The organism is Lacrimispora sphenoides JCM 1415 (assembly GCF_900105615.1).
In the GTDB taxonomy this organism is placed as follows: Bacteria; Bacillota; Clostridia; order Lachnospirales; family Lachnospiraceae; genus Lacrimispora; species Lacrimispora sphenoides.
In genome coordinates, this window is the sequence record NZ_LT630003.1 from 5,124,777 (window position 1) to 5,148,347 (window position 23,571).

19 protein-coding genes are annotated in these 23,571 nt (G+C 46.0%); 17 read left to right on the plus strand and 2 right to left on the minus strand.

The window, feature by feature from the left end; all coding sequences use genetic code 11:
- Positions 1-64: 64 nt before the first annotated feature.
- The 12 genes from BMX69_RS23170 (at position 65) to BMX69_RS23225 (ending at position 14,986) form a co-directional block, all read left to right on the plus strand.
- A complete protein-coding gene (locus tag BMX69_RS23170) occupies positions 65-1,216 on the plus strand; it encodes a substrate-binding domain-containing protein (RefSeq protein ID WP_054792150.1) in 1,152 nt (383 codons plus the stop codon).
- A 59-nt stretch (positions 1,217-1,275) separates the two neighbouring features.
- Positions 1,276-2,157, plus strand: a complete 882-nt coding sequence (gene lsrF / locus BMX69_RS23175; RefSeq protein WP_092240433.1) for a 3-hydroxy-5-phosphonooxypentane-2,4-dione thiolase — start codon at positions 1,276-1,278, stop codon at positions 2,155-2,157.
- A 267-nt stretch (positions 2,158-2,424) separates the two neighbouring features.
- On the plus strand, positions 2,425-3,903 hold the full coding sequence (locus tag BMX69_RS24985; protein WP_100043654.1) for a collagen-like domain-containing protein: 1,479 nt from the start codon (positions 2,425-2,427) through the stop codon (positions 3,901-3,903).
- Between the two features lie 98 nt (positions 3,904-4,001).
- The gene (locus tag BMX69_RS23185) at positions 4,002-4,241 is read left to right on the plus strand and encodes an acyl carrier protein (protein WP_100043655.1); all 240 of its coding nucleotides are present in this window, start codon (positions 4,002-4,004) and stop codon (positions 4,239-4,241) included.
- Positions 4,238-5,722, plus strand: coding sequence for a class I adenylate-forming enzyme family protein (locus BMX69_RS23190; protein ID WP_100043656.1), 1,485 nt, complete (start codon positions 4,238-4,240; stop codon positions 5,720-5,722). The genes BMX69_RS23185 and BMX69_RS23190 overlap by 4 nt, the downstream gene beginning before the upstream one ends.
- On the plus strand, positions 5,719-6,588 hold the full coding sequence (locus tag BMX69_RS23195; protein WP_100043657.1) for a hypothetical protein: 870 nt from the start codon (positions 5,719-5,721) through the stop codon (positions 6,586-6,588). The genes BMX69_RS23190 and BMX69_RS23195 overlap by 4 nt, the downstream gene beginning before the upstream one ends.
- Before the next feature lie 197 nt (positions 6,589-6,785).
- Positions 6,786-7,901 (plus strand): 3-isopropylmalate dehydrogenase, encoded by a 1,116-nt coding sequence (gene leuB, locus BMX69_RS23200; protein ID WP_100043658.1) that lies wholly within the window; start codon positions 6,786-6,788, stop codon positions 7,899-7,901.
- On the plus strand, positions 7,891-9,552 hold the full coding sequence (ilvD, locus tag BMX69_RS23205) for a dihydroxy-acid dehydratase (RefSeq protein ID WP_100043659.1): 1,662 nt from the start codon (positions 7,891-7,893) through the stop codon (positions 9,550-9,552). The genes leuB and ilvD overlap by 11 nt, the downstream gene beginning before the upstream one ends.
- A 15-nt stretch (positions 9,553-9,567) precedes the next feature.
- Entirely contained in the window at positions 9,568-11,247 is a 1,680-nt protein-coding gene (ilvB, locus tag BMX69_RS23210) for a biosynthetic-type acetolactate synthase large subunit (RefSeq protein ID WP_100043660.1), read from the plus strand.
- A 24-nt stretch (positions 11,248-11,271) separates the two neighbouring features.
- Entirely contained in the window at positions 11,272-12,357 is a 1,086-nt protein-coding gene (gene serC, locus BMX69_RS23215; protein ID WP_025231393.1) for a 3-phosphoserine/phosphohydroxythreonine transaminase, read from the plus strand.
- Between the two features lie 25 nt (positions 12,358-12,382).
- Positions 12,383-13,546 (plus strand): phosphoglycerate dehydrogenase, encoded by a 1,164-nt coding sequence (locus BMX69_RS23220; protein ID WP_054791761.1) that lies wholly within the window; start codon positions 12,383-12,385, stop codon positions 13,544-13,546.
- A 201-nt stretch (positions 13,547-13,747) separates the two neighbouring features.
- Positions 13,748-14,986 carry a DUF1015 domain-containing protein gene (locus BMX69_RS23225; RefSeq protein WP_100043661.1) on the plus strand — a complete coding sequence of 413 codons (1,239 nt, stop codon included), beginning with the start codon at positions 13,748-13,750 and terminating at the stop codon, positions 14,984-14,986.
- 27 nt (positions 14,987-15,013) lie between these two features.
- On the opposite strand, the gene BMX69_RS23230 is transcribed toward BMX69_RS23225, so the two are convergent.
- Positions 15,014-16,030: a helix-turn-helix domain-containing protein gene (locus BMX69_RS23230; RefSeq protein ID WP_100043662.1), complete on the minus strand. Its 1,017-nt coding sequence runs from the start codon at positions 16,028-16,030 to the stop codon at positions 15,014-15,016.
- Between the two features lie 274 nt (positions 16,031-16,304).
- Here BMX69_RS23230 and arcC point away from each other — a divergent pair, with 274 nt between their 5' ends.
- Genes arcC through aguA form a run of 4 tightly spaced genes read left to right on the plus strand, consistent with a single transcriptional unit; the run spans position 16,305 to position 20,804 of the window.
- Positions 16,305-17,249, plus strand: a complete 945-nt coding sequence (arcC, locus tag BMX69_RS23235; RefSeq protein ID WP_054791734.1) for a carbamate kinase — start codon at positions 16,305-16,307, stop codon at positions 17,247-17,249.
- A 34-nt stretch (positions 17,250-17,283) separates the two neighbouring features.
- Positions 17,284-18,312 carry a putrescine carbamoyltransferase gene (gene ptcA, locus BMX69_RS23240; protein WP_054791735.1) on the plus strand — a complete coding sequence of 343 codons (1,029 nt, stop codon included), beginning with the start codon at positions 17,284-17,286 and terminating at the stop codon, positions 18,310-18,312.
- Between the two features lie 7 nt (positions 18,313-18,319).
- Positions 18,320-19,684, plus strand: a complete 1,365-nt coding sequence (locus BMX69_RS23245; RefSeq protein WP_197678654.1) for an APC family permease — start codon at positions 18,320-18,322, stop codon at positions 19,682-19,684.
- A 19-nt stretch (positions 19,685-19,703) separates the two neighbouring features.
- Positions 19,704-20,804 (plus strand): agmatine deiminase, encoded by a 1,101-nt coding sequence (gene aguA / locus BMX69_RS23250; RefSeq protein WP_054791736.1) that lies wholly within the window; start codon positions 19,704-19,706, stop codon positions 20,802-20,804.
- An 82-nt stretch (positions 20,805-20,886) separates the two neighbouring features.
- On the opposite strand, the gene BMX69_RS23255 is transcribed toward aguA, so the two are convergent.
- On the minus strand, positions 20,887-22,053 hold the full coding sequence (locus tag BMX69_RS23255) for a M23 family metallopeptidase (RefSeq protein ID WP_100043664.1): 1,167 nt from the start codon (positions 22,051-22,053) through the stop codon (positions 20,887-20,889).
- A 304-nt stretch (positions 22,054-22,357) separates the two neighbouring features.
- On the opposite strand from BMX69_RS23255, the gene BMX69_RS23260 reads away from it, so the two are divergent.
- The gene (locus tag BMX69_RS23260) at positions 22,358-23,545 is read left to right on the plus strand and encodes an iron-containing alcohol dehydrogenase (RefSeq protein ID WP_054791737.1); all 1,188 of its coding nucleotides are present in this window, start codon (positions 22,358-22,360) and stop codon (positions 23,543-23,545) included.
- Positions 23,546-23,571: the final 26 nt, after the last annotated feature.

The window sequence follows — 23,571 nt, forward strand, 5'->3', positions numbered from 1 at the left end:
TTGGTAACATGGGGTGTAAACCTCATTCATATAAAACGATCAAAATATAAGGAGGTTTTTATTTATGAGAAAAGCAATGGTACTTGTATTGGCAGGGCTGATGGCGGCATCGCTGACTGCTTGTGGCAGCTCAGGAAAACCTGCTGCGGCATCTAATGCACCAGCTGGGGAAACGAAAACAGAATCAAAAGCAGAAGAGAGCAAAGACAATACCGGTTCTTCCGGTATTTCTGGAAAAACAGTTGCATTTATTCCTAAGCTGACAGGAAATGCATTTTTTGAATCCGCCAATGCGGGAGCACAGAAGTATGGAAAGACCTGGGATATTACCGTTGACTATCAGGGAAGCGCCAATGCGGCTGTAGCTGACCAGGTTCAGGTAATCAACAATGCGGTGGCAAGCGGCGTGGATGCCCTTTGTGTTTCTTCCGTAGATGCAACAGGGCTTGACTCCGCATTAAAAGAAGCGTCTGACGCAGGTCTGACTGTGGTCACATGGGATTCTGATGTTTCAGATACGGTGCGTACGTTAATGGTTTCACAAGGAACTCCTGAGATGCTTGGGAAAATGCTGGTAGATATGGGAGTGGATTCTTTAACAAAGCGGGGGAAGGATGTCAAAGCTGATGCGGTGAAATACTGCTGGCATTATTCCCAGGCAACGGTAGCGGATCAGAATTCCTGGCAGGTTGCGGGAGAAGCCTATATCAAAGAGAACTATCCTAACTGGGTGAATGTGGCTCCGAATAATTATTATTCCGAACAGGATGCGGAAAAAGCGGTTTCGATCGGGGCATCTATTCTGGAAGCCAACCCGGATATTGACCTGATTATCTGCAATGACTCTACGGCTCTTCCAGGCCAGTGTAAGGCAGCCCAGAACAAGGGCCTTACAAAAGAAGATGTAACCATTACCGGTTTTGCCTCCCCCATGTCCATTAAGGATTACTGCAATGCGGGTGTGATTGAGCAGTGGGGGCTCTGGGACTGCCAGGTGCAGGGAGCGATTGGCTGCTATCTTGCCGCCTATCTGTCCGCAGGGAATCAGGTAAAAGTAGGAGACAAGATTGATATTCCGGAAATCGGTACCGTGGAAGTAATGCCAAATGACTGTTTGGTAGAGGGGGCAACCACCGGTGAGGTAAACAATGGAGTTGTTCTCCTTCCAGAGCGTACGGTATTTAATAAAGATAACATGAACAACTATGATTTCTAATACGGCTGAACACCAGGAATCATGACAGTAAATAATATAGAAGCAAAAGGAGAAAGAATATGGCAGATTTGGATGGAATGAAAGTAGAACATGATTATCACCTGGATGAACCATTTGCAAACAATAAGCCTTTTTATGTAAAGGGTGCTGGTCATCTGGATTGGGGAATGAAGAAGCATTTATCAAATATTTTTGATGAGAACAGCGGAAATACGGTGATGTTTGCTTTTGATCATGGATATTTTATGGGTTCTGTATCTGGCCTGGAGAGACTTGATATAGTGGTGCCTAAGCTGCTTCCTAATATTGATGTTTTAATGGGGACAAGAGGGGCAATCAGGAGCTGTGTGCCGGCAGAAGGAAGGAAAGGCATTGCACTGCGTGTTACCTCCGGTTCTTCTATGCTTGACGAGGATTTGTCCCATGAAGTCCTTGCCGTTGACATAGAGGATGTGATTCGCATGAATGCGGATTGTATGGCGGTTCAGACGTTTATCGGGGGGGATGGACAACTTTCAAGCCTTGATAATCTGTCAAAAGCGGTAAATTTGGGTATGCGCTACAGCATTCCTACCATGGGAGTTGTGGCAGTCGGAAAGCAGATGGAGCGTACAGACCGGTTCTTTAAGCTGGCTACCCGCATTGTGGCGGAGTTAGGAGCCAATATCATAAAAACCTACTACTGTGAAAACTTTGAAGAAGTGGTATCTGCCTGCCCTGTTCCCATTGTGGTAGCAGGAGGCAAGAAACTTCCGGAGAAAGAAGCTTTGGAGCTTGCATATAACTCCATCAGCCAGGGGGCAAAAGGGGTTGATATGGGAAGAAATATCTTCCAGAGTCAGAGCCCTGTGGAGATGAGCGCGGCAGTCCGTAAGATTGTACACGAAGGTTTTACTGCAAAAGAGGCTTTTGAGTTCTATCAGGATATGATTCATCAGTAAATAACGGTTTCATTTTTAGGTTAAGTACCTGCCCAAATTGGCAGGTACTTTTTTGCTGCAACAGAATCGTTTTTGTGATATGCCAAATGCTATGACTGACGGTAAACCCTTTATGGAAGGGCGCAATAAGGGGATTAGACAGTAAGAGATTAGAAACATATATTAATGTATAAAGAGGTGAAATCCCCTTTATGTTATGACTTCAGCTTTGTACAAAGGTCTTACAAGTAAACACCGTAATTTACGCTCTAACAGGAGAGGATTATAATGAATAATTGTAGAAATTGTAATGAAAATCGCTGCCTTGATGAAAAACGCTGCTGTAACTCAACAGGATCGCAAGGCTGCAGATGCTGCGTGGGACCAACAGGACCACAAGGCGTACCAGGGCCTACCGGACCAACTGGACCAACCGGAGCAACTGGCGCTCAAGGGCCGATGGGACTACAAGGACCTGTAGGACCGATGGGACCAATGGGACCACGGGGATTTATTGGCCCGACCGGACCTACAGGCCCGACCGGCCCGACTGGTGCCCGGGGACCGATGGGACTACAAGGACCTACTGGACCTACTGGACCAACTGGTGCAACTGGCGCCCAAGGATCTCAGGGACCTACTGGTCCGACTGGACCCACCGGCCCTAGAGGTCTTGCTGGATCCACCGGCCCGACCGGCCCGACCGGAGCAGCCGGAGCCACCGGCCCGACCGGACCTACCGGCCCCATAGGGCTTACCGGAGCCACCGGCCCGACAGGAGCAGCCGGAGCCACCGGCCCGACCGGACCTACTGGCCCCATAGGGCTTACCGGAGCCACCGGCCCGACAGGAGCAGCCGGAGCCACTGGCCCGACCGGACCTACCGGCCCCATAGGGCTTACCGGAGCAACCGGTCCGACCGGCCCGACTGGAGCAGCCGGAGCCACTGGCCCGACCGGACCTACTGGTCCCATAGGGCTCACCGGGGCAACCGGCCCGACTGGTCCCACCGGACTTACCGGAGCAACAGGTCCGACCGGCCCGATCGGATCCACAGGCCCGACCGGACCTACTGGCCCCATAGGACTTACCGGAGCAACTGGACCGACTGGTCCCACCGGTCTTACAGGAGAAACTGGGCCTACCGGACCTACTGGGCCTGCAGGAACGGGCACCAATATGTCAGGAGTGATTCCTTTTGCCATTGACGATGAATATGCCGAGGTTTCCACGGATGACCTGGGCAATCCGTCAATTATTCAATTTGCTGGATTTGAAGCAAATGCAATTAATTCAGGCAGGCCTACACAGCTTCAAGAGGGTGACTGGGCAGCTGGAACGATTACATTTAACTTCGTTAACTATGATCAATTTTACCGTAGTTGTTTTGTTATGCCTTATGATGCAGTCGTAAAAAATATTTATGTACTATTTGGGGCTAAGATGTCACTATTTTTACCGGAGGGATCTACGCTGTTCCCGTTTGCTGCCCTTGCAGTTTTAACTTCAGATATACCTGGGCAGATGACAGGTGAGATGGTGTTTACCATTCTTCAGGATACCCTGACTTTTTCGGATCCGTTTATAGCGCCGGCAGGTGGAGGGCAGGTTCCCAAATATACACTGGAAAGAGGTTCCCTGACAGACATCAATGCCTCGATCCCGGCGGGTTCCCTTGTTGGAATTATTGTCGGATGCAGAGCAGAAGGTGTTACTTCGGAACTATTCGTCAGGTTCTCAGTAAGCGGCGGGATTTTGCTTGAGTAAGCAATAGAAGCAGGCCTGTATCCAGCTTTGCAGCAAGATACAGGCCTTTCTTCGTAACTAGGAATATCCGGAAGAATAAGGAGGGAAAACCGGCAGTTATGATCAATGACGAAATTATCCGTATGATAGAGGAAGCGGCCCAGTTTCCGGTTTCTGACAGAAAGACCAATCTGTATAAGGATCTGGGGCTTGACTCCCTTTCTTTTATCCATCTTTTACTTAAGATAGAAGATACGTATTCCATTACCTTTGATATTACGGAAATGGAATCTTGTCTGGAAGTTGGCCGGATGATTGAACTGGCTGAGAAGAAAGTAAAGGAGAAAAATATAAAATGATCAGAGATTTGTTCATGAATCAAACAAACCTGGAGAAACAAGCGATTATTGATGGAGAAACAAGTATCACGTACCAGAACCTGGTTCAAAAAGCCGCGGCAATACAGGCTTTCCTGCCCAAGAATGATTGGAAAATTGCCGCAATATTTTTACCGGATGGGAGCGATTATATCGCTGCTCTTTTCGGAATATTCCTGTTGGGGAAAACAGCTTTCCCTATCAGTGTCCGCTTGACAAAACACGAAGTAACTCCTCTCCTGGACCAGACATCCACAGATATAATCATTACTTCCATAAGATACCGTTCGTTTTTTGATGAAATAAAATCCATGGATGTACCTGATTTACGGGTGACTTACGTTGAAGAATGCCTGCTGGGGGAATCTATGCAGGTTCTTTACGAAAACAGCCCGGGACCCGATGAACCCATAATTCTCTTAACAACATCAGGCTCTACCGGCAGGGTGAAAATTGTACCTCTTTCAGAAAGGAATGTTGAAACTTCCGTTTTGGGATACATCGATAAAATGTGTTTTGAGGAGATGGATGAGAAGGATATCAGGTACATCCTTGCAGCTCCTTTTTCTTCTGCATATGGAATGATGATCCTTTGTGCATGTCTCATGAAAGCGTTCCCTATAGTTTTTCTCAAGGAAGATTTTACGCTGGACTCCTTTTATAAAGCGGTTCAGGAGAATAGAGTGACCCATTATGAGGGTGGGGCATTGGTTCCCCTTCTGATGGAACAGACAACGGGCAGGCCCATTCCTTATGATATTCATTTATTAAAATATTTCGGATTTGGAGGAAGCAAAGTTTCCGGTACCACATTGAAAAAGCTTATAACAGCTTATCCGGGAATCCAGCTGTGGCAAGGCTACGGGATGACAGAAGCAGCCCCGTTAATTACAAAATGCTCGAAAATCAGTTTAGAGAAACTGGATTCCGTAGGAAAGGCGATAAAGGGGGTTGAAATATCCATAGAAGCTGACGGGGTGATTACGGATGTTCCATACACCAATGGGGAAATTCTTGTAAAGGGACCCAATGTGATGTCGGGATATTTTAGAAATGAAGAGGAAACAAAGAAGGTACTGAAACATGGCTATTTGTATACGGGTGATCTTGGCTACCTGGATGAAGACGGCTATTTGTATATCTGCGGGCGGAAGAAAAACGTAATTATTGTCAGAGGATTCAACGTATATCCGGAAGAAGTGGAAGCCTGTATCTTAAACAGTCTGCTTGTAAATGACTGTGTTGTTTATGGAGAAACGGATCCTTTAGGAATTGAAACCGTATGCGCAGATATCGTTCCGGCCGATCCTCTGGTCAGTCAGGAAAAAATCGAGGAAGAAATCAGGGCTTACTGCAAAGTGCATTTGTCAGGATTTAAACAGCCCCGGAAAATTCAAATAGTTGATGCGATCAGAAAAACTGTATCTGGAAAAAATGAAAGGAGAAAAGGGGAGCAACTATGAATCTGATTTATTTTCAGGGATTAAACTGCTATACCAGCAGCATGTTAAATGCTGCTGTTTTCATAGGAGTGGATTACCGGAATGCGCTTGCTGACTTATGGTCGGAAACAGACTTTACCTATGACCAGATCCATCACTTATATTTATCCAGAAGAATGCCTGCAAATCTGGAAGCCTTGGGTGTAAACCTGAAATTTTTGAATTGCTGCTCCAAACAGGAAATGGAGAAAAATATATCCAGTCTTACCTTAGGACAATATCATGTAGTTGAAATGGATGCATTTTTCATTCCGTGGGTTCCTTATTATCATACATTACACAGTTTCCATTATTTTATTGCCCGGAAGGAGGAAAAAGGGGTTTTTTCCTGTTTTGACCCTACGTATGATAATAAATATATGGAATTAACAGAGGAAGATATGATTTCCCACGTCTCTGATATTTGCCAGATCCAGAAGGTTTCGGAAAAACAGTTCTGTAAGGGAATCCGGCAGGAGGCACAGGAAATTTTGTGCACTCATCAGAAAAAACAGGATAATCTGCTTGAACAAATCAGAGAATGCGCTTATGGAAAACAGAAGAATGGGGAACTGCTTGCAAAGTACATAGATGCTTTGATTAACAACCGATATCTCTATCTTCATTATCTTCAAAACATGCCATTGTTCAGAGAATCATATGACAGGTATTTCCATAAGGAATACTTCATAAAGTGGACGGCAGTGAAACATGGGTTATATAAGGCTTCTTTCAGGCAGAACAACCGGGAAATCATCCAGGAAGTATGCGGGCATTTCCAGGAACTGATCCAGGAAGAAATGGACATTGCCCGGAAAATTGAGGCATTGGGCCCAGAAGAGATTTAGGTAGAAAAACAGCCAATGGGAACCGGATGATCGGTTCCCATTTTTTTATCTTATAACTTAAATTTATAGTATCGATTCCAATCTCATATATTCTTTTCCCGAAAATTATTTTATTTTAGTTGAAAAATCCCGATAAATGTTCTATTATGAGAAGAAATATATTAGCATAGTACAGTGTCATAGAGGGAGTGGAAGAGATGAATTACAACATTGCAGTGATTCCCGGCGACGGGATCGGGCCTGAAATCATTGGAGAGGCGAGAAAAGTCCTTGATAAAGTGGGAAGTGTATACGGTCATGAATTCCAGTATACAGAGGTATTGATGGGCGGCATTTCCATTGATACATATGGAGTTCCCCTAACAGATGAAGCCCTTGAAACAGCGAAAAACAGTGATTCCGTTCTCCTTGGGGCAGTTGGCGGAAATGTAGGAAATTCAAGATGGTACGATGTGGCACCGAATCTGAGACCTGAAGCGGGGCTACTTGCCATCCGTAAGGGTCTTAATTTATTTGCCAATATCCGCCCGGCCTATCTGTATAAAGAGCTATCGGATGCCTGTCCTTTAAAGAAGGAGATCATTGGAGACGGGTTTGACATGGTCATCATGAGAGAACTGACAGGAGGTCTGTATTTCGGAGAGCGGTATACCAAAGAGGTAGAGGGCGTTATGACTGCCGTGGATACCCTTACCTATAATGAAAATGAAATAAGAAGAATCGCCGTTAAGGCTTTTGATATTGCCATGAAGCGCCGGAAGAAAGTAACCAGCGTTGATAAGGCAAATGTGCTGGATTCCTCCAGACTTTGGAGAAACGTGGTGGAAGAGGTGGCAAAGGATTATCCGGAGGTGGCCTTAACCCATATGCTGGTGGATAACTGTGCGATGCAGCTTGTCATGAATCCGGGACAGTTTGATGTGATCCTGACAGAGAATATGTTCGGCGATATCTTATCCGATGAAGCCAGCATGATCACAGGCTCCATTGGAATGCTATCCTCGGCCAGCATGAATGAAAGCAAATTTGGAATGTATGAACCAAGTCATGGCTCCGCCCCGGATATTGCGGGTAAAAATATTGCAAATCCTATAGCAACCGTTCTTTCCGCCGCTATGATGCTTCGTTATTCCTTTGATCTGGATACAGAAGCAGCAGCCGTGGAGGCAGCCGTGGAGCAGGTGCTTAAGGAAGGATACCGGACGGCAGACATATATTCGGAAACGTGTAAAAAAGTCTCAACCGCAGAGATGGGAGATCTGATTGCGGAACGGATTGGAAAAGAAAAGGAGTGTGCAGCACATGAAAAGTGATTCAGTAAAAAAAGGGATGCAGCAGGCACCTCACCGTTCCCTGTTTCACGCACTGGGAATGACAGAGGAAGAGATGGAAAGACCTCTGATCGGTATTGTCAGTTCTTATAACGAAATCGTACCAGGCCATATGAACCTGGACAAAATAGTGGATGCCGTTAAAATGGGAGTCGCCATGGCAGGCGGTACACCGGTGATGGTTCCGGCCATAGCAGTATGTGATGGAATTGCCATGGGACACATTGGCATGAAATACTCACTGGTTACCAGGGACCTGGTTGCAGATTCCACAGAATGCCTTGCAAGAGCCCATGCTTTTGACGCCCTGGTCATGGTACCCAACTGTGATAAGAATGTTCCTGGACTTTTAATGGCAGCAGCCCGCATTAACATACCCACAGTGTTCGTCAGTGGCGGACCAATGTTAGCAGGGCATGTGCACGGTCATAAAACCAGCCTCTCCAGCATGTTTGAGGCGGTGGGAGCTTATACCGCAGGAAACATGACAGAAGAGGATGTTAGGGAATTCGAGCAAAAGGCATGCCCTACCTGCGGATCCTGTTCCGGTATGTATACGGCCAACAGCATGAACTGCCTGACCGAGGTTTTGGGAATGGGACTGAAAGGAAACGGAACCATTCCGGCAGTTTATTCGGAACGTCTTAAGTTAGCAAAACATGCGGGAATGGCAGTTATGGAGATGCTTAAGAAGAACATCTGCCCCCGTGACATCATGACGGAAAAAGCCTTCCGCAATGCCCTGACCATGGATATGGCTCTGGGATGCAGTACCAACAGCATGCTTCATCTTCCTGCCATTGCTCATGAGGCAGGAGTGGATTTAAATCTGGAAATTGCAAATGAGATCAGTGCAAAGACACCTAACCTTTGCCATCTGGCTCCGGCAGGACCCACTTATATGGAAGATTTAAATGAAGCAGGCGGCATTTACGCTGTTATGAATGAGGTCAGCAAGCTGGGACTTCTGGAATTAGACTGTATGACAGTAACAGGTAAAACGGTTGGAGAGAATATTAAGAGTTGTGTAAATAAGAATCCTGAAGTGATCCGGCCGGTGGAAAATCCTTACAGCCAGACTGGCGGAATCGCCATATTAAAGGGAAACCTGGCCCCTGATTCCGCAGTGGTAAAGCGCTCCGCCGTAGCGCTTGAGATGTTAAAGCATGAAGGCCCGGCTAGAGTGTTTGATTGTGAAGAGGATGCCATAGCAGCCATCAAGGGTGGAAAGATTGTGGCAGGAGATGTGGTTGTTATCCGTTATGAAGGTCCCAAGGGAGGCCCGGGCATGAGGGAGATGTTAAATCCCACCTCAGCCATTGCAGGCATGGGGTTAGGTTCCTCAGTGGCCCTCATTACCGACGGACGTTTCAGCGGCGCTTCCAGAGGCGCCTCCATCGGGCATGCATGTCCGGAGGCAGCGGTGGGTGGTCCCATTGCTCTGGTGGAAGAGGGAGACATCATTTCCATTGATATTGATAACCATCGGTTAGACGTGAAGGTATCTGATGAAGAAATGGCCAGAAGAAAGGCCAATTGGCAGCCAAGGAAACCACAGGTGACCACTGGATATCTGGCACGCTATGCAGCCATGGCAGCCCCGGCAAGCCGGGGAGCGATTCTCGAAATATAAAAAAAGGAGCAGCCTATGAAGACATTGACAGGAGCAGAGATTGTGATCGAATGCCTGAAAGAGCAGGAAGTGGATACTGTTTTTGGATATCCGGGCGGTACGATCTTAAATATATACGATGCCCTTTATAAACATCAAGATGAGATCACCCATATCCTGACCTCCCATGAACAGGGCGCAGCCCATGCGGCAGACGGATATGCAAGAGCCACCGGCAAGGTGGGAGTTTGTCTGGCCACCTCAGGGCCTGGAGCCACCAACCTGGTAACCGGAATTGCCACCGCATTTATGGATTCCATCCCAATGGTTGCCATTACGTGCAACGTGGCAGTGAGCCTCCTGGGAAGAGACAGCTTCCAGGAGATCGATATCACCGGTGTGACCATGCCTATTACAAAGTACAACTTCATTGTTAAAGATATAACAAAGCTGGCTGATACCATCCGCCGGGCCTTCCAGATCGCACAGACCGGAAGACCGGGACCTGTGCTGGTGGACATCACAAAGGATGTAACCGCCGGCACCTTTGAATATGAATCCCAGACTCCGGAGCCGGTAAAAAGGCAGGAGGATACCATAACCGAGGAGGATTTAGAGACAGCGCTGCAGCTGATCCGGAAATCCCAGAAGCCTTATATCTTCGTAGGAGGAGGGGCGGTTGCTGCCAATGCCTCGGAGGAGCTTTCTTCCTTTGCCCACAAAATTCAGGCCCCGGTGGCAGACAGTCTTATGGGAAAAGGAGCTTTCGACGGAACCGATGAATTGTATACCGGAATGGTAGGAATGCATGGGACCAAGACCTCTAATTTTGGAATTACGGAATGTGACTTATTGATCGTAGTGGGTGCCCGGTTCAGTGACCGGGTGACCGGTAATGCCGCCAAGTTTGCCAAGAGGGCAAAGATCCTTCAGTTTGATGTAGACCCGGCGGAGATCAATAAGAACGTTAAGACATATGCCAGCGTCGTCGGTGATGTAAAAGTGATCTTAAGAAAGCTGAATGCCCGTTTGGATCCCATCAATCATGAAGAGTGGCTGGCCCACATTGACCGGTTGAAGGATATGTATCCCATGCGCTTTGATAAGAGCGCGCTGACCGGTCCCTATATCATTGAAAAGATTTATGAGATCACACAGGGAGACGCCATCATTACAACTGAGGTAGGCCAGCATCAGATGTGGGCTGCCCAGTTCTACCAGTATAAATATCCCAGAAGCTTCCTTTCCTCTGGTGGTCTTGGAACCATGGGCTATGGCCTGGGGGCTTCCCTGGGAGCAAAGCTGGGTTGCAAGGATAAGGTAGTCATTAACGTGGCAGGAGACGGATGTTTCCGTATGAATATGAATGAGATCGCCACGGCGACCCGCTACAATATTCCCATCATTCAGGTGGTTTTAAACAACCACGTGTTAGGCATGGTCCGTCAGTGGCAGACCCTGTTCTATGGAAAGAGATATTCACATACAGTTCTAAATGATCAGGTGGATTTTGTAAAGGTAGCGGAAGGGCTGGGAGCTAAGGCTTACCGTGTGACCAGTAAGGACGATTTTGAGCCTGTCCTCAGAGAAGCTATAGAGTTAAACGTTCCTGTTGTTATAGATTGTCAGATTCATTGTGATGACAAGGTATTCCCAATGGTATCACCGGGAGCGCCCATCCAGGATGCGTTTGACGCAGAAGACTTAAAGATTTAAGACAAAAGTATGAGGAGGAAGATTATGAGCAGAGTGTACAATTTTTCCGCAGGGCCTGCTGTGCTGCCGGAAGAAGTCCTGAGAGAAGCCGCAGAGGAGATGATGGATTACAGAGGTTGTGGTATGTCAGTCATGGAGATGAGCCACAGGTCTAAGATGTTCGAATCCATCATCGGTGATGCAGAAGCGGATTTACGGGATTTATTGAAGATTCCGGACAATTACAAGGTATTATTTTTACAGGGCGGAGCCTCCCAGCAGTTTGCTATGGTTCCCATGAACTTATTCAAGAATCGCGTAGGGGATTACATCATTACGGGACAGTGGGCTAAGAAGGCATACCAGGAAGCAAAGCTTTACGGTACGGCCAATGCGGTTGCGTCAAGCGCCGACAAGACCTTCAGTTATATCCCGGATGTTTCGGATCTGCCGATTTCTGATGATGCGGATTACGTTTATATCTGTGAAAATAACACAATTTACGGGACTAAGTTTAAAACATTGCCAAATACAAAAGGAAAAACACTTGTTGCCGATCTCTCCTCCTGTTTCTTATCGGAACCTATTGACATCTCAAAATACGGCCTGATTTTTGCAGGCGCCCAGAAGAACGTAGGGCCTGCAGGCGTGGTCATCGCCATCATCCGGGAAGACTTGATCACAGAGGATGTGCTTCCGGGAACGCCTACCATGCTCCGATATAAGACTCATGCCGATGAGAAATCTCTTTATAACACACCGCCGGCTTATGGAATCTATATCTGCGGAAAGGTGTTTAAGTGGTTAAAAAACCTTGGCGGTCTGGAAGCCATGAAAGAACTCAATGAAAAAAAGGCAGCCATTTTATATGATTATCTGGACCAGAGCAAGATGTTTACCGGTACTGTAGTAAAGGAAGACCGTTCTCTGATGAATGTACCCTTTGTGACCGGAAGCGAGGAACTGGATGCACTGTTTGTAAAGGAATCAAAGGCAGCAGGTTTTGAAAACTTAAAAGGCCACCGGAGCGTAGGTGGTATGCGTGCCAGCATTTATAACGCCATGCCCATAGAAGGTGTGGAGAAGCTGGTTTCCTTTATGAAGGATTTTGAAGCAAAGCATGGGAAATGACCATACAGTTAAGAGAGGAGACATGATGAGAAAAATTCATTGCCTCAATGCGGTTTCCAGCTGCGGAACCGCATTGCTGACAGAAGATTATACCTTAACAGATGACATAAAAGAAGCGGATGGTGTCCTTGTCCGAAGCGCTTCCATGCACGAGCTTGAATTCCCTGAGGATCTTTTAGCCATTGCAAGAGCTGGAGCAGGAGTCAATAACATCCCCCTGGATGAGTGTGCCGCAAAGGGAATCGTGGTGTTCAATACACCGGGAGCCAATGCCAACGGAGTCAAGGAGCTGGTCATTGCAGGCCTTATGCTGGCTTCCAGGGATATTGAAGGAGGCATCCGCTGGTGTAAAGACAATAAGGATGATGAGAATATTGCAAAATCTGCGGAAGTAGCTAAAAAAGCCTTTGCAGGATATGAAATTAAAGGAAAGAAGCTGGGCGTCATCGGACTTGGAGCCATTGGTGCGGAAGTGGCCAATGCCTGCACTTCCTTAGGGATGGAGGTTTATGGGTATGATCCCTACATTTCCATAAATGCGGCATGGAAGCTTTCCAGAAATATCAAGCACATCACATCCGTAGATACCATTTACCAGGAATGCGATTACATAACCCTTCACCTGCCGTTAATTGATTCCACAAAAGGAATGGTGAATAAGGCGGCTCTTGAACGTATGAAGGATGGCGTTGTGGTCTTAAACTTCTCAAGAGACGTCCTGGTGAATGAGGATGATATGGCAGAAGCCTTAAAAACCGGCAAGGTGAAAAAGTATGTGACGGATTTCCCCAATCCAAAATCCGTTCATATGGAAGGAGCCATCGTTATCCCTCACCTAGGGGCTTCTACCGAGGAATCTGAGGATAACTGTGCCAAAATGGCGGTAGAAGAGATCGTGGATTACATTGATAACGGGAATATCCGCAATTCCGTAAACTTTCCTGCCTGTGATATGGGAGTGTGCAAGGCAGCAAGCCGTATCGCAGTGCTTCACTTAAATATCCCAAACATGATCGGGCAGATTACAGGAACCCTGGCAGCAGGAGATATGAACATCTCTGATATGACCAACAAAAGCCGTGAAAAGTACGCATATACCCTGCTCGACTTGGAAAGCGTTCCGGATGAAGAGAGCATAAGTAAACTAAGTGAAATAAAGGGCGTACTCCGGGTGAGGGTAGTTAAATAGTGTAGGAGTTAAGTCATGTCATAAATCATTTAGCGGGTAGATGTATTTCCAAAGGGGAAAGATATGGGCCGCTAAATGATTCATGCCGGGCGTCAGCCCTATAGAAACATGTATGTAATTTGTGCGGTGAGCTAGCTCACTAAGCACAAATTACATACATGTTTCTGCATGACTGAACTGTAAACAAATAAAGGAGATATTATGGCAATTGTAAAACCATTTCAATGCGTTAGGCCTGATGAACGGTATGCCAGTCAGGTGGCAGCCCTTCCCTATGACGTATACAGCCGTAAGGAGGCCTGCCAGGTAACGGCAGCCAACCCAAGGTCATTTTTAAACATTGACAGGCCGGAGACCCAGTTTTCTGATGATGTGGATATCTATGATGACCGTGTTTATGAAAAAGCCAGGGAAATGCTGAAAAGCTGGATCGAGGACGGGACTCTTAAAAAAGATTGTCTGGAAGCCTATTATATCTATGAACTTACGATGGACGGAAGGCGTCAGACGGGAATCGTGGCTTGTTCTTCCATTGATGATTATGTGAATGGAGTCATAAAAAAACACGAAAACACCAGAGAGGAAAAGGAAGTGGACCGGATCCGCCATGTGGATACCACCGATGCACAGACCGGCCCCATTTTTCTGGCCTACCGTTCCAATGAAACGGTCAATAAAATTGTGAATTTAATAACAGACACTGAGCCTTTGTATAATTTTACGGCAGAAGACGGGATCAGTCACAGGGTATGGCAGATCCATGACAAAGACAGCATCTCCCTGATCGAGAAGGCTTTCCAGACGATCCCCTCTACTTATATTGCAGATGGCCATCACAGGGCGGCTTCCGCTGTAAAGGTTGGGCTTAAGAGGCGCATGGAGAATCCGGGGTATACAGGAGAAGAACCCTTTAACTATTTCCTTTCCGTGCTGTTTCCCCATGACCAGCTGATGATCATGCCATATAACCGGGTGGTAAAGGATTTAAACGGCCTTACAGAAGATGAGTTTCTTCAAAAGGCAGGGCAGTCCTTTGAAGTATCCTGTATGGGAACCGAGGCCTTTGCACCTTTGGAAAAAGGATCCTTTGGTATGTACTTAAACCGGAAATGGTACTGTTTAAAAGTTTTCGATTCCTTAAAATCCCCAGATCCGGTAAAGGGCCTGGATGTATCCATCCTCCAGGATTATCTGCTTGGTCCTGTTTTGGGAATCGGAGATCCCAGAACGGATAAGAGAATTGATTTTATCGGAGGGATTCGTGGGCTTAACGAACTGGAGAAACGATGCAGCCAGGATATGAAAGTGGCATTTTCCATGTACCCCACCTCCATTCAGGAGCTGTTTGCCGTGGCGGATGCAGGGCTTTTGATGCCTCCTAAATCCACATGGTTCGAGCCAAAGCTCCGCAGCGGATTATTTATTCATCTTCTAAAATAAAACACGCCGTCCCTGGCTGGCAAAAGCCTATGGGGACGGCGTTTCTTTTTCTGGTTCTTTATTTAGCTGTTCATCCCGGTAAGCGGCATAAACCTCGAGAAGCTGAGGGCGTTTTACAACCCCGATTTTTTGAAAGATATTATGAACATGCGTTTTCGCTGTTCCCAGGGAGATGTATAGATCATCGCTTATTTCCTGATTGGTTTTATCCATGAGAAGCACTCTCAGTATTTCCCTCTCCCTTGCGGTAAGATGGTTCGCTTCGCTGAAACGGTACAGAACACTTTCTTCTATATCAGAGGGCAGGTTTCCCCTGGTATTGCTGGTTACTTCCGAAACAATGGTATTATTCTTTAACAATATCATCATGTAGTACATAAGATATCCGGCAGAAAATAAGGCATAAATGAGGTATAGAATATCAGAGGTTAAACTCCTGTTATTCATATTAATATAATATTTTGAATAAGTATCAAAATTAAAGATTACAATGGTATCTTCCGCAATGATGAGGATATTCATGATAACAGTGATATAAAAAAGTCTTTTACACCATTTAAAGAAAGGGTCCTGATATTCCTCAGGATTCTTTTTTATTATTCTTAGACATTCCGCTCCTATATAAGCGTTGTAAAGCTGGCTTGGGAGGAAATAGAGCCATATTTTCCAGGCACTGTTGTCCATGGCCGGAACAAACAGCATGAAAGTCACGTATACTGCTAAAATTCCATAATCACGGTAGGTTATCATCCGGTTTAACAGCCGTTTGAAGATGGTTAAGTATCCCAGTGACAGGATCAGGTAGATCATGGTCTTATGGGTCGGAACGATCATAAAAATCCTATTATAAGATTCTGCAAAATTCCCAAACATTTCTGATGCAAAAATCACAATATCATCCGTTAAAACTGCTCCGAATATAATCCCTACCCATAACAGGATCTTTTCTTTTCCATTAAAAAAGAGCGAAAAAGACGTCCAAAAGACTCCGGAGTAGATCATGATCAAAACCAGATTGTAAATGAATAAGATACCTTTTCCCATAATTCCTCCTGACTTTTGTTCGACCTCAAGCTGCCCATCATCAGTATAGCAAATAAAAATGTTTTTTCAACTCCTATTTTTCTTGAAAAGCTTACTTTTTAGTGCATGTTGCACAAAAGTTTAGGAAAGTTTATGTGGATTAGAGTTAAAAGTGTTATAAATATCTACCCCTGGTTGAATTCTCAACCGGCGTGAGAACTGCTATTTTCATCTTGTGACGACGCGGCAAAAGCAAATCACAGCAAATCAAAAATTACAAAAGGAGGTTTTACTGATGGCAGAGAAAATAGTCCTTGCTTTAGGCGGAAATGCACTGCAGTCAGGAAAAGGAGAAGCAACTGCCAAAGCACAGCTTGAAGTCGTTCATAAGACTTGCGAGTATATAGCAGAATTAAATGAACGTGGCTATGAGATGGCTATTGTACATGGGAACGGACCTCAGGTGGGCAGAATTTTGCTTGCCTCTGAAACTGCAAAAGATGTAACACCGCCTATGCCATTTGATGTGTGCGGGGCAATGTCCCAGGGTTATATCGGATATCATTTGCAGCAGGGCCTGAAATATGCGCTCAATAAGAGGAATCAGAACTTTCCTGTTGTCACCATCGCTACCCAGATGATTGTAGACGGACACGATCCGGCTTTTCACAATCCGACCAAACCCATCGGACCTTTCTATACCAAAGAAGAGGCTCACGCTCTGGAAGAGGAGAAGGGATACGTTATGAAAGAGGATGCCGGCCGGGGATACCGCAGGGTGGTTGCATCTCCGATTCCTAAAAAGATTGTGGAGATTGAGGCGGTAAAAGAGTTGTGGCCAAAGGCAATTGTCATTACCTGCGGAGGAGGAGGAATTCCGGTCATTGAAGATCCAGCCGGCGCTCTTCATGGAACGGCAGCAGTGATTGATAAGGATTTTGCAGCTGAACTCCTGGCAGAAGAAGTGGAGGCAGATATCCTGGTGATTTTAACGGAAGTGGAAAAGGTGGCAGTCAATTACAAGAAACCAGATCAGAGGAATCTGGATCATCTTAGCCTGATGGAAGCGAACAAGTATTGTGAGGAAGGACAGTTTGCACCGGGTAGCATGCTTCCCAAGGTTCAGGCAGCCATGAAATTTGTAAGATCCAATCCGTCAAAACGGGCGATCATCACTTCCCTTGACAATGCAGTTGAAGCACTGGACGGAAAGACAGGCACCATATTCACATTTAATTAATAAACAATAAAAATTTATATAAGGAGACTTTGCCATGAAAGCAAACGGAATTACACATTTTATTGACACCAACGATTTTACTAAGGAGCAGTTGTTAGACATCATTGAACTGTCTCTGGCAATTAAAAGAAGCATCAAGGCAGGTTATTATCCCCCTCTGTTAAAAGGAAAAACACTGGGAATGATTTTCCAGCAGTCTTCCACAAGAACCCGCGTTTCTTTTGAAACAGCGATGGAACAGCTTGGCGGACATGCCCAGTATTTAGGACCTGGCATGATTCAGCTTGGCGGTCATGAGACCATCGGCGATACCGGAAGAGTGCTTTCCCAGCTGATCGATGTGGTAATGGCCAGAGTGGTTGAACACAACTCCGTGGTGGAGTTAGCCAAAGCATGTACAATCCCGGTATTAAACGGTATGAGTGATTACAATCATCCGACCCAGGAAATCGGAGATCTTTGTACAATCGTAGAGCATCTTCCAAGAGGCAAAAAGCTGGAAGACTGCAAGGTTGTTTTCGTAGGCGACGGAACCCAGGTATGCGCTTCTCTCGGATTTATCACCACAAAGCTTGGTATGCATTTCGTTCATTACGGACCAAAGAACAATCAGCTTTTGGAAGAGCACAAAAAGATCATGGTAGAAAACTGCAGGATTTCCGGCGGTACATGGGAAGTAACAGACAACCGTGACAGCGTAAAGGGAGCAGATTTCATTTATACAGACGTATGGTATGGACTATATGAAAATGAGACTCCAAAGGAAGAGCGTGTTGCTACATTTAAGGATTATCAGGTAAACAGAGATTTAATGTCTCTTGGAAATATCGGCTGCAAATTCATGCACTGCCTGCCTGCGACCAGGGGAGAAGACGTGACCGATGAAGTACTTGACAGCGACAGCTCCATAGCGTTCTTAGAGGCAGGGAACCGCCTGACAGCAATGAGAGGCCTGCTTGTTTACTTTACCCAGTATCAGAGAGATCAGGCTCCAAGCGAGCTTCAGATCGCAGCGGCAAAGGAACAGTTAGAGAAATTCATGGATGATAGAAATATCAGATAGGAGGAGAATGATGTCAGACGCGCCAAAGAAGAAGTTTCGGTTAATTGATGCCATAATGACGGTTATATGCGTTGTATTTGTGGCAGAAGCAGCAAGTCCGGTGGCAGCGATTGGTAATTCCCAGTATTTTTGGTGGATTTTCCTCTTAATAGCATTTTTGCTACCATATGGCTTGATCTCCTCAGAACTGGGGACAACCTATGAGGGTGACGGTGGATTATATGACTGGGTGTCAAAAGCCTTTGGTAAAAAATGGGGAGGAAGGGTGTCCTGGTACTACTGGATCAACTTTCCGCTTTGGATGGCTTCTTTGGCGCTTATGTTCCCCGAGGTCATTAATCTTTTGACCGGAGGACAACTAGGATTTTTCCCGTCCTTGATCATAGAGCTTACGTTTGTATGGATCATTGTTTTCATCAGCTTTTTTTCCGTTTGTGACAGTACCTGGATCTTAAACGGAGCGGCAGTAATTAAAATCCTCATTGCAGTAATCCTGGGCTGCCTTGGCATTTACGGTGCGGTCACTCACGGAGTTGCCAATGAATACACCTTAGCCTCCTTGATTCCAAGCTTTAATTTAAACAGCTTATCCTACATATCAGTTATTTTATTTAACTGCCTTGGATTTGAAGTTGTTTGTACCTTTGCAGATGATATGGAGAATCCTAAGAAGCAGATTCCTCAGGCGATTATTGCAGGCGGAATTGTCATTGCAGCGATCTATATCTTTATGGCCTTTGGAATCGGTGTTGCGATTCCGGCTGATCAGATCAGTACGAGTACCGGCTTGGTTGCAAGCGTCCAGCTTTTGACCGGAAGCACCAGAGGGATCATTGTAACAGTGGTTGCCATTGGCTTCCTGCTTACACTTTTTGGAAATATGGTTTCCTGGTCACTTGGAGTAAACAATGTGGCAGCTTATTCGGCAGAGAATGGGGACATGCCGGCGGTATTTAAGATAAGGAGCAAAAAGAATGATATGCCCATTGGCGCTGCCATTATGAATGGACTGGTAGCCAGCATGGTTCTTATCATCGCTCCCCTTATTCCTAATCAGGATCTGTTCTGGTGCTTTTTCGCACTGAATCTGGTTATGTTTTTGCTTTCCTATATCCCTGTATTTCCGGCCTTCTTAAAGCTTAGAAAGATAGACCCGGATACAGAGCGGCCCTTTAAGGTTCCGGGAAGCAATGGTTTCTTAAGGGTTTTGGCATTCGTTCCAATGGCGCTGATCATCGTTGCGCTGATCTTCACCGCAGTTCCTTTAAGCTTTGATCCGGAAACTCTGGCAGGAGTCCTTCCGATCACCATCGGGGCAGCGATATTCCTCATACTTGGTGAGCTGATTGTAAACAGAAAAAGAGATAAATAAGAAAGAGAAGGGATAAATTATGGCAAAGAGAATTGAGAACACAACACCAAAGCAGGATGGATACCGTATGCCTGCAGAATTTGAAGAGCAGGAACAGGTTTGGATGTTATGGCCGGAAAGGCCGGATAACTGGAGAAACGGCGCAAAGCCGGCACAGCGTGTATTTACTGAGGTTGCGAAAGCGATCCTCCAGTTTGAGCCGGTTACAGTTTGCGTATCTCCTGCACAATATCAGAACTGCCGTGCCCATCTTCCTGCTGAAATAAAGGTAGTTGAGATGACAAGCAATGATTCCTGGATCCGTGACTGCGGACCGACCTTTGTCATCAATGATAAAGGCGGCATCAGAGGCTGTGACTGGACCTTTAATGCATGGGGCGGTCTGGTAGACGGACTTTACTTCCCATGGGATCAGGATGATCTTGTGGCACAGAAGGTATGTGAAATCGAAGGAATCGATTCCTACCGTACCGAAGGCTTTGTTCTGGAAGGCGGTTCCTTCCATGTAGACGGAGAGGGAACCATCATTACCACAGAGATGTGCCTGTTAAGTGAGGGAAGAAATCCTCATATGACAAAAGAAGAAATCGAAGATATGCTGGATCAATACTTAAACTGCCAGAAGGTTATCTGGATTAAGGATGGCATTGATCCAAACGAAACCAACGGACATGTTGACGACGTTGCCCAGTATGTAAGACCGGGGGAAGTTGCCTGTATCTGGACGGAGGATGAAGAGAATCCTTTCTATAGAGAAGCCCAGGAAGCTTATAAAACATTATCCGAAGCAGTAGACGCAAAGGGCCGTAAATTAAAGGTACATAAGCTTTGCCTGACCAAGAACCCTGTTCTGCTTCATGGTGCAGATGCGATTGATTTGGTAGAGGGTACCCTTCCAAGAGAAGACGGCGAGATTTCCATCGCTTCCTATATGAATTTCCTGGTCGTAAATGGGGGAGTGATCGTTCCCCAGTATGGCGATGAAAATGATGCATTGGCCTTACAGCAGATCCAGGAAATGTATTCGGACCGCAAAGTGGTTGGGGTACGTACGGAAGAGGTTGCATTTGGCGGCGGAAATATCCACTGCATCACCCAGCAGCAGCCAAAAGTAAAATAAAGCGTTTCACACTGTCTCCTCGAATGTATGCAGATACAGGGGCTGTTGCACTTGCCGCAACAGCCCCTGTCATAGTTAGAGGTCAATTTTCTGCTTTAGGAGGTTCAGGCGGAATGAAATTATCAGGGATTCCTGGATCCGTCATATTATAAACCCGGTTATATTCTTTTGTCTCCTGGTTCTTAAGCGTCTCGGAGCGGTTCATGGAAAGAAATTTGGTTAGCTCATAGCAGCTGACCCAGATCTCATTGTTGCCTTCCTTTTGTGACTCATCAAAGATAAGCTGAAGTCCAAAGTGGAGATGAGGTTCATTGATATTATTGGTGTTTTCATTCCTGCTGTATCCGGTACGTCCCAGATAACCGATCACATCTCCTGCCGTAACGATGCTGCCCTGGCTTAAGGATTTATGATAAGGATAATTCTTTCTTAAATGGGCGTAATAATAATACCGTTTTCCATCAAAGCTTCGTATTCCCAAACGCCAACCTCCATACTGGTTCCAGCCGATGGCCTCCACATAGCCGCTTTCCACTGCAATGATGGGAGTCCCTACCTGGCCCATCATATCATGCCCCAGATGTTGTCGTCTGTAGCCATAAGAGCGTGCAACTCCAAAATCGTCAAAATCATTATAGGGGAAGCCCTTGGCAATGGGGGAAAAGCTTTTCAGCCCATACTTCTTTACCCAGACCTTATCCGGATCCTGGGTGCCGTCGGGAAGGAGGGCAGGAGTGGCGTACAGGGGTGCATTTTGAGAGGAAATCTGAATATCATACTGGCCCACAAGGCCATCAAGCACCGCTCCATAGGCTTCTCTGTAATAGGAATAGTGGGTCATTTTTGCAGTCAGTTCTTCCATGGTTTTACCGGCTAGAAGCTGCTCCGCCAGCCCATCTAAATCTTTGGTGGAATATCTGGAAAAATCCCCCCCGTACTTGGCACCAAGATAAGCAAGTAAATCCACCCAGTTTAAATGGGGCTCAGACTGGCAGGTATTAACATCATATCGGAAGGCCTCCTGCATGGCCCTTGCGGTCACATCAAAATCCACCCATTTTATAAATTTTTTTGCCTCCGAGGGACTGGCGTTACTGTCCTGATTGACTACCGGAAATGAGGGCTTCCCGCCTGGGGATATGAAAAACAAGGAGACCAGCAGAAATGTCAGAATAATGACTTCTATGTAAATGATGATATGGTGTCTGGATACATGGGAAAGTCTGATATCTTTATTAAATAGGTTCATAAGCGTTCTCCTTGTCATTCCATGGCATGATTTACTTTAATAAAGGCAAGCCAGGCCCGGACTGAAAAAAGCAGATCAGCCGTTCGATGAGCCGCCAGATGAATCGAACTACTTACATATGAAAAAGGAAAGCAGATTACTAAGGCTTTCCTTTATAAGATATGCTGTGATAATAAAAAATATGAAGGGAAACAGGTGAGTAGAGTCCATATTGGAAAAAAGAAATGTTCGTGGTATAATTTCTATTAAGAATAAAAATGATGCGGAACATGAAGATTAAACCGCAGCGGAAAGTGAGGACAGAATGAATAATTTTGAGTATTGTGTACCTACAAGGGTGATATTCGGCCGTGATTCCCACAAAAAGGCAGGTGCCATCATTTCTGAATATGGATTTCATAAAATCATGATTCATTATGGTGGAGGCAGCGTAAGAAAAAGCGACCTGCTTGGGCTGGTGGAAGAATCTTTAAGAGAGCATGGAATCGAATATGTTCTTTTTGGCGGAGTACAGCCTAATCCGGTTTTATCCCTGGCAAAAGAAGGCATGGAGTTATGCAGAAGGGAACATGTGGAGTTTATTCTGGCAGTGGGTGGCGGAAGTGTTATTGACTCAGCCAAGTGCATTGCCGACGGAGCACTTAATCCTGAAATTGATCCCTGGAAATTCTTTTTAAAGGAAGAGGTTCCGGCAAAAGCACTTCCCCACGGAAACATATTAACCCTGTCTGCTTCAGGGAGTGAGACAAGCTTATCCTGTGTTATCACAAATGAAGAGGGGGACTTAAAGCGAGGGTTTAACAGCCCGACCCATCGTCCTCTGTTTGCCATCTGCAACCCGGAGCTGACGTTTACTGTCAGCAAATTCCAGACCGGATGCGGAACCGTAGATATCATGATGCACACGCTGGAACGGTATCTGGGAGGGACGACAAAGGATACGCCTTTAACGGACCGGATCGCAGAAGGGCTATTAACCTCTGTTATGGAAGCGGGAGCTGTGGCAGATAAAAATCCAGAGGATTATGAGGCACGTGCAACCCTTATGTGGGCAGGAAGCCTCTCCCATAATGAGCTTACCGGTCTGGGAAGGGAATATATGATGCAGGTTCACCAATTGGAGCATGAGCTGTCAGGAATGTATCCGGCCATTGCCCATGGTGCCGGTCTGTCTGCCCTGTTTTGTTCCTGGTCCAGGTACGTATGCGAAATTGATCCTATGAGGTTTGCCCAGCTGGCTGTCCGGGTATTGAATGAGGAAATGAACTTTGAAGAGCCTTTAAAAACGGCTCTTAATGGGATCAACAGATTGGAAGGATATTTTAAGAGCCTTGGAATGCCTGTCAGCCTTAGAGAGCTGAATGCGGGAATAAAGGAAGCGGATTTAGAAATTCTGGCGGATAAATGCTCCTTTTACGGAACCAGAACTTTGCCCGGAATCCGGTCACTGGGGAAACCAGAGATGATTGATGTATACCGGCTTGCTTATTAAAGCTTAAGCGGCCTGCTTTGATCCGT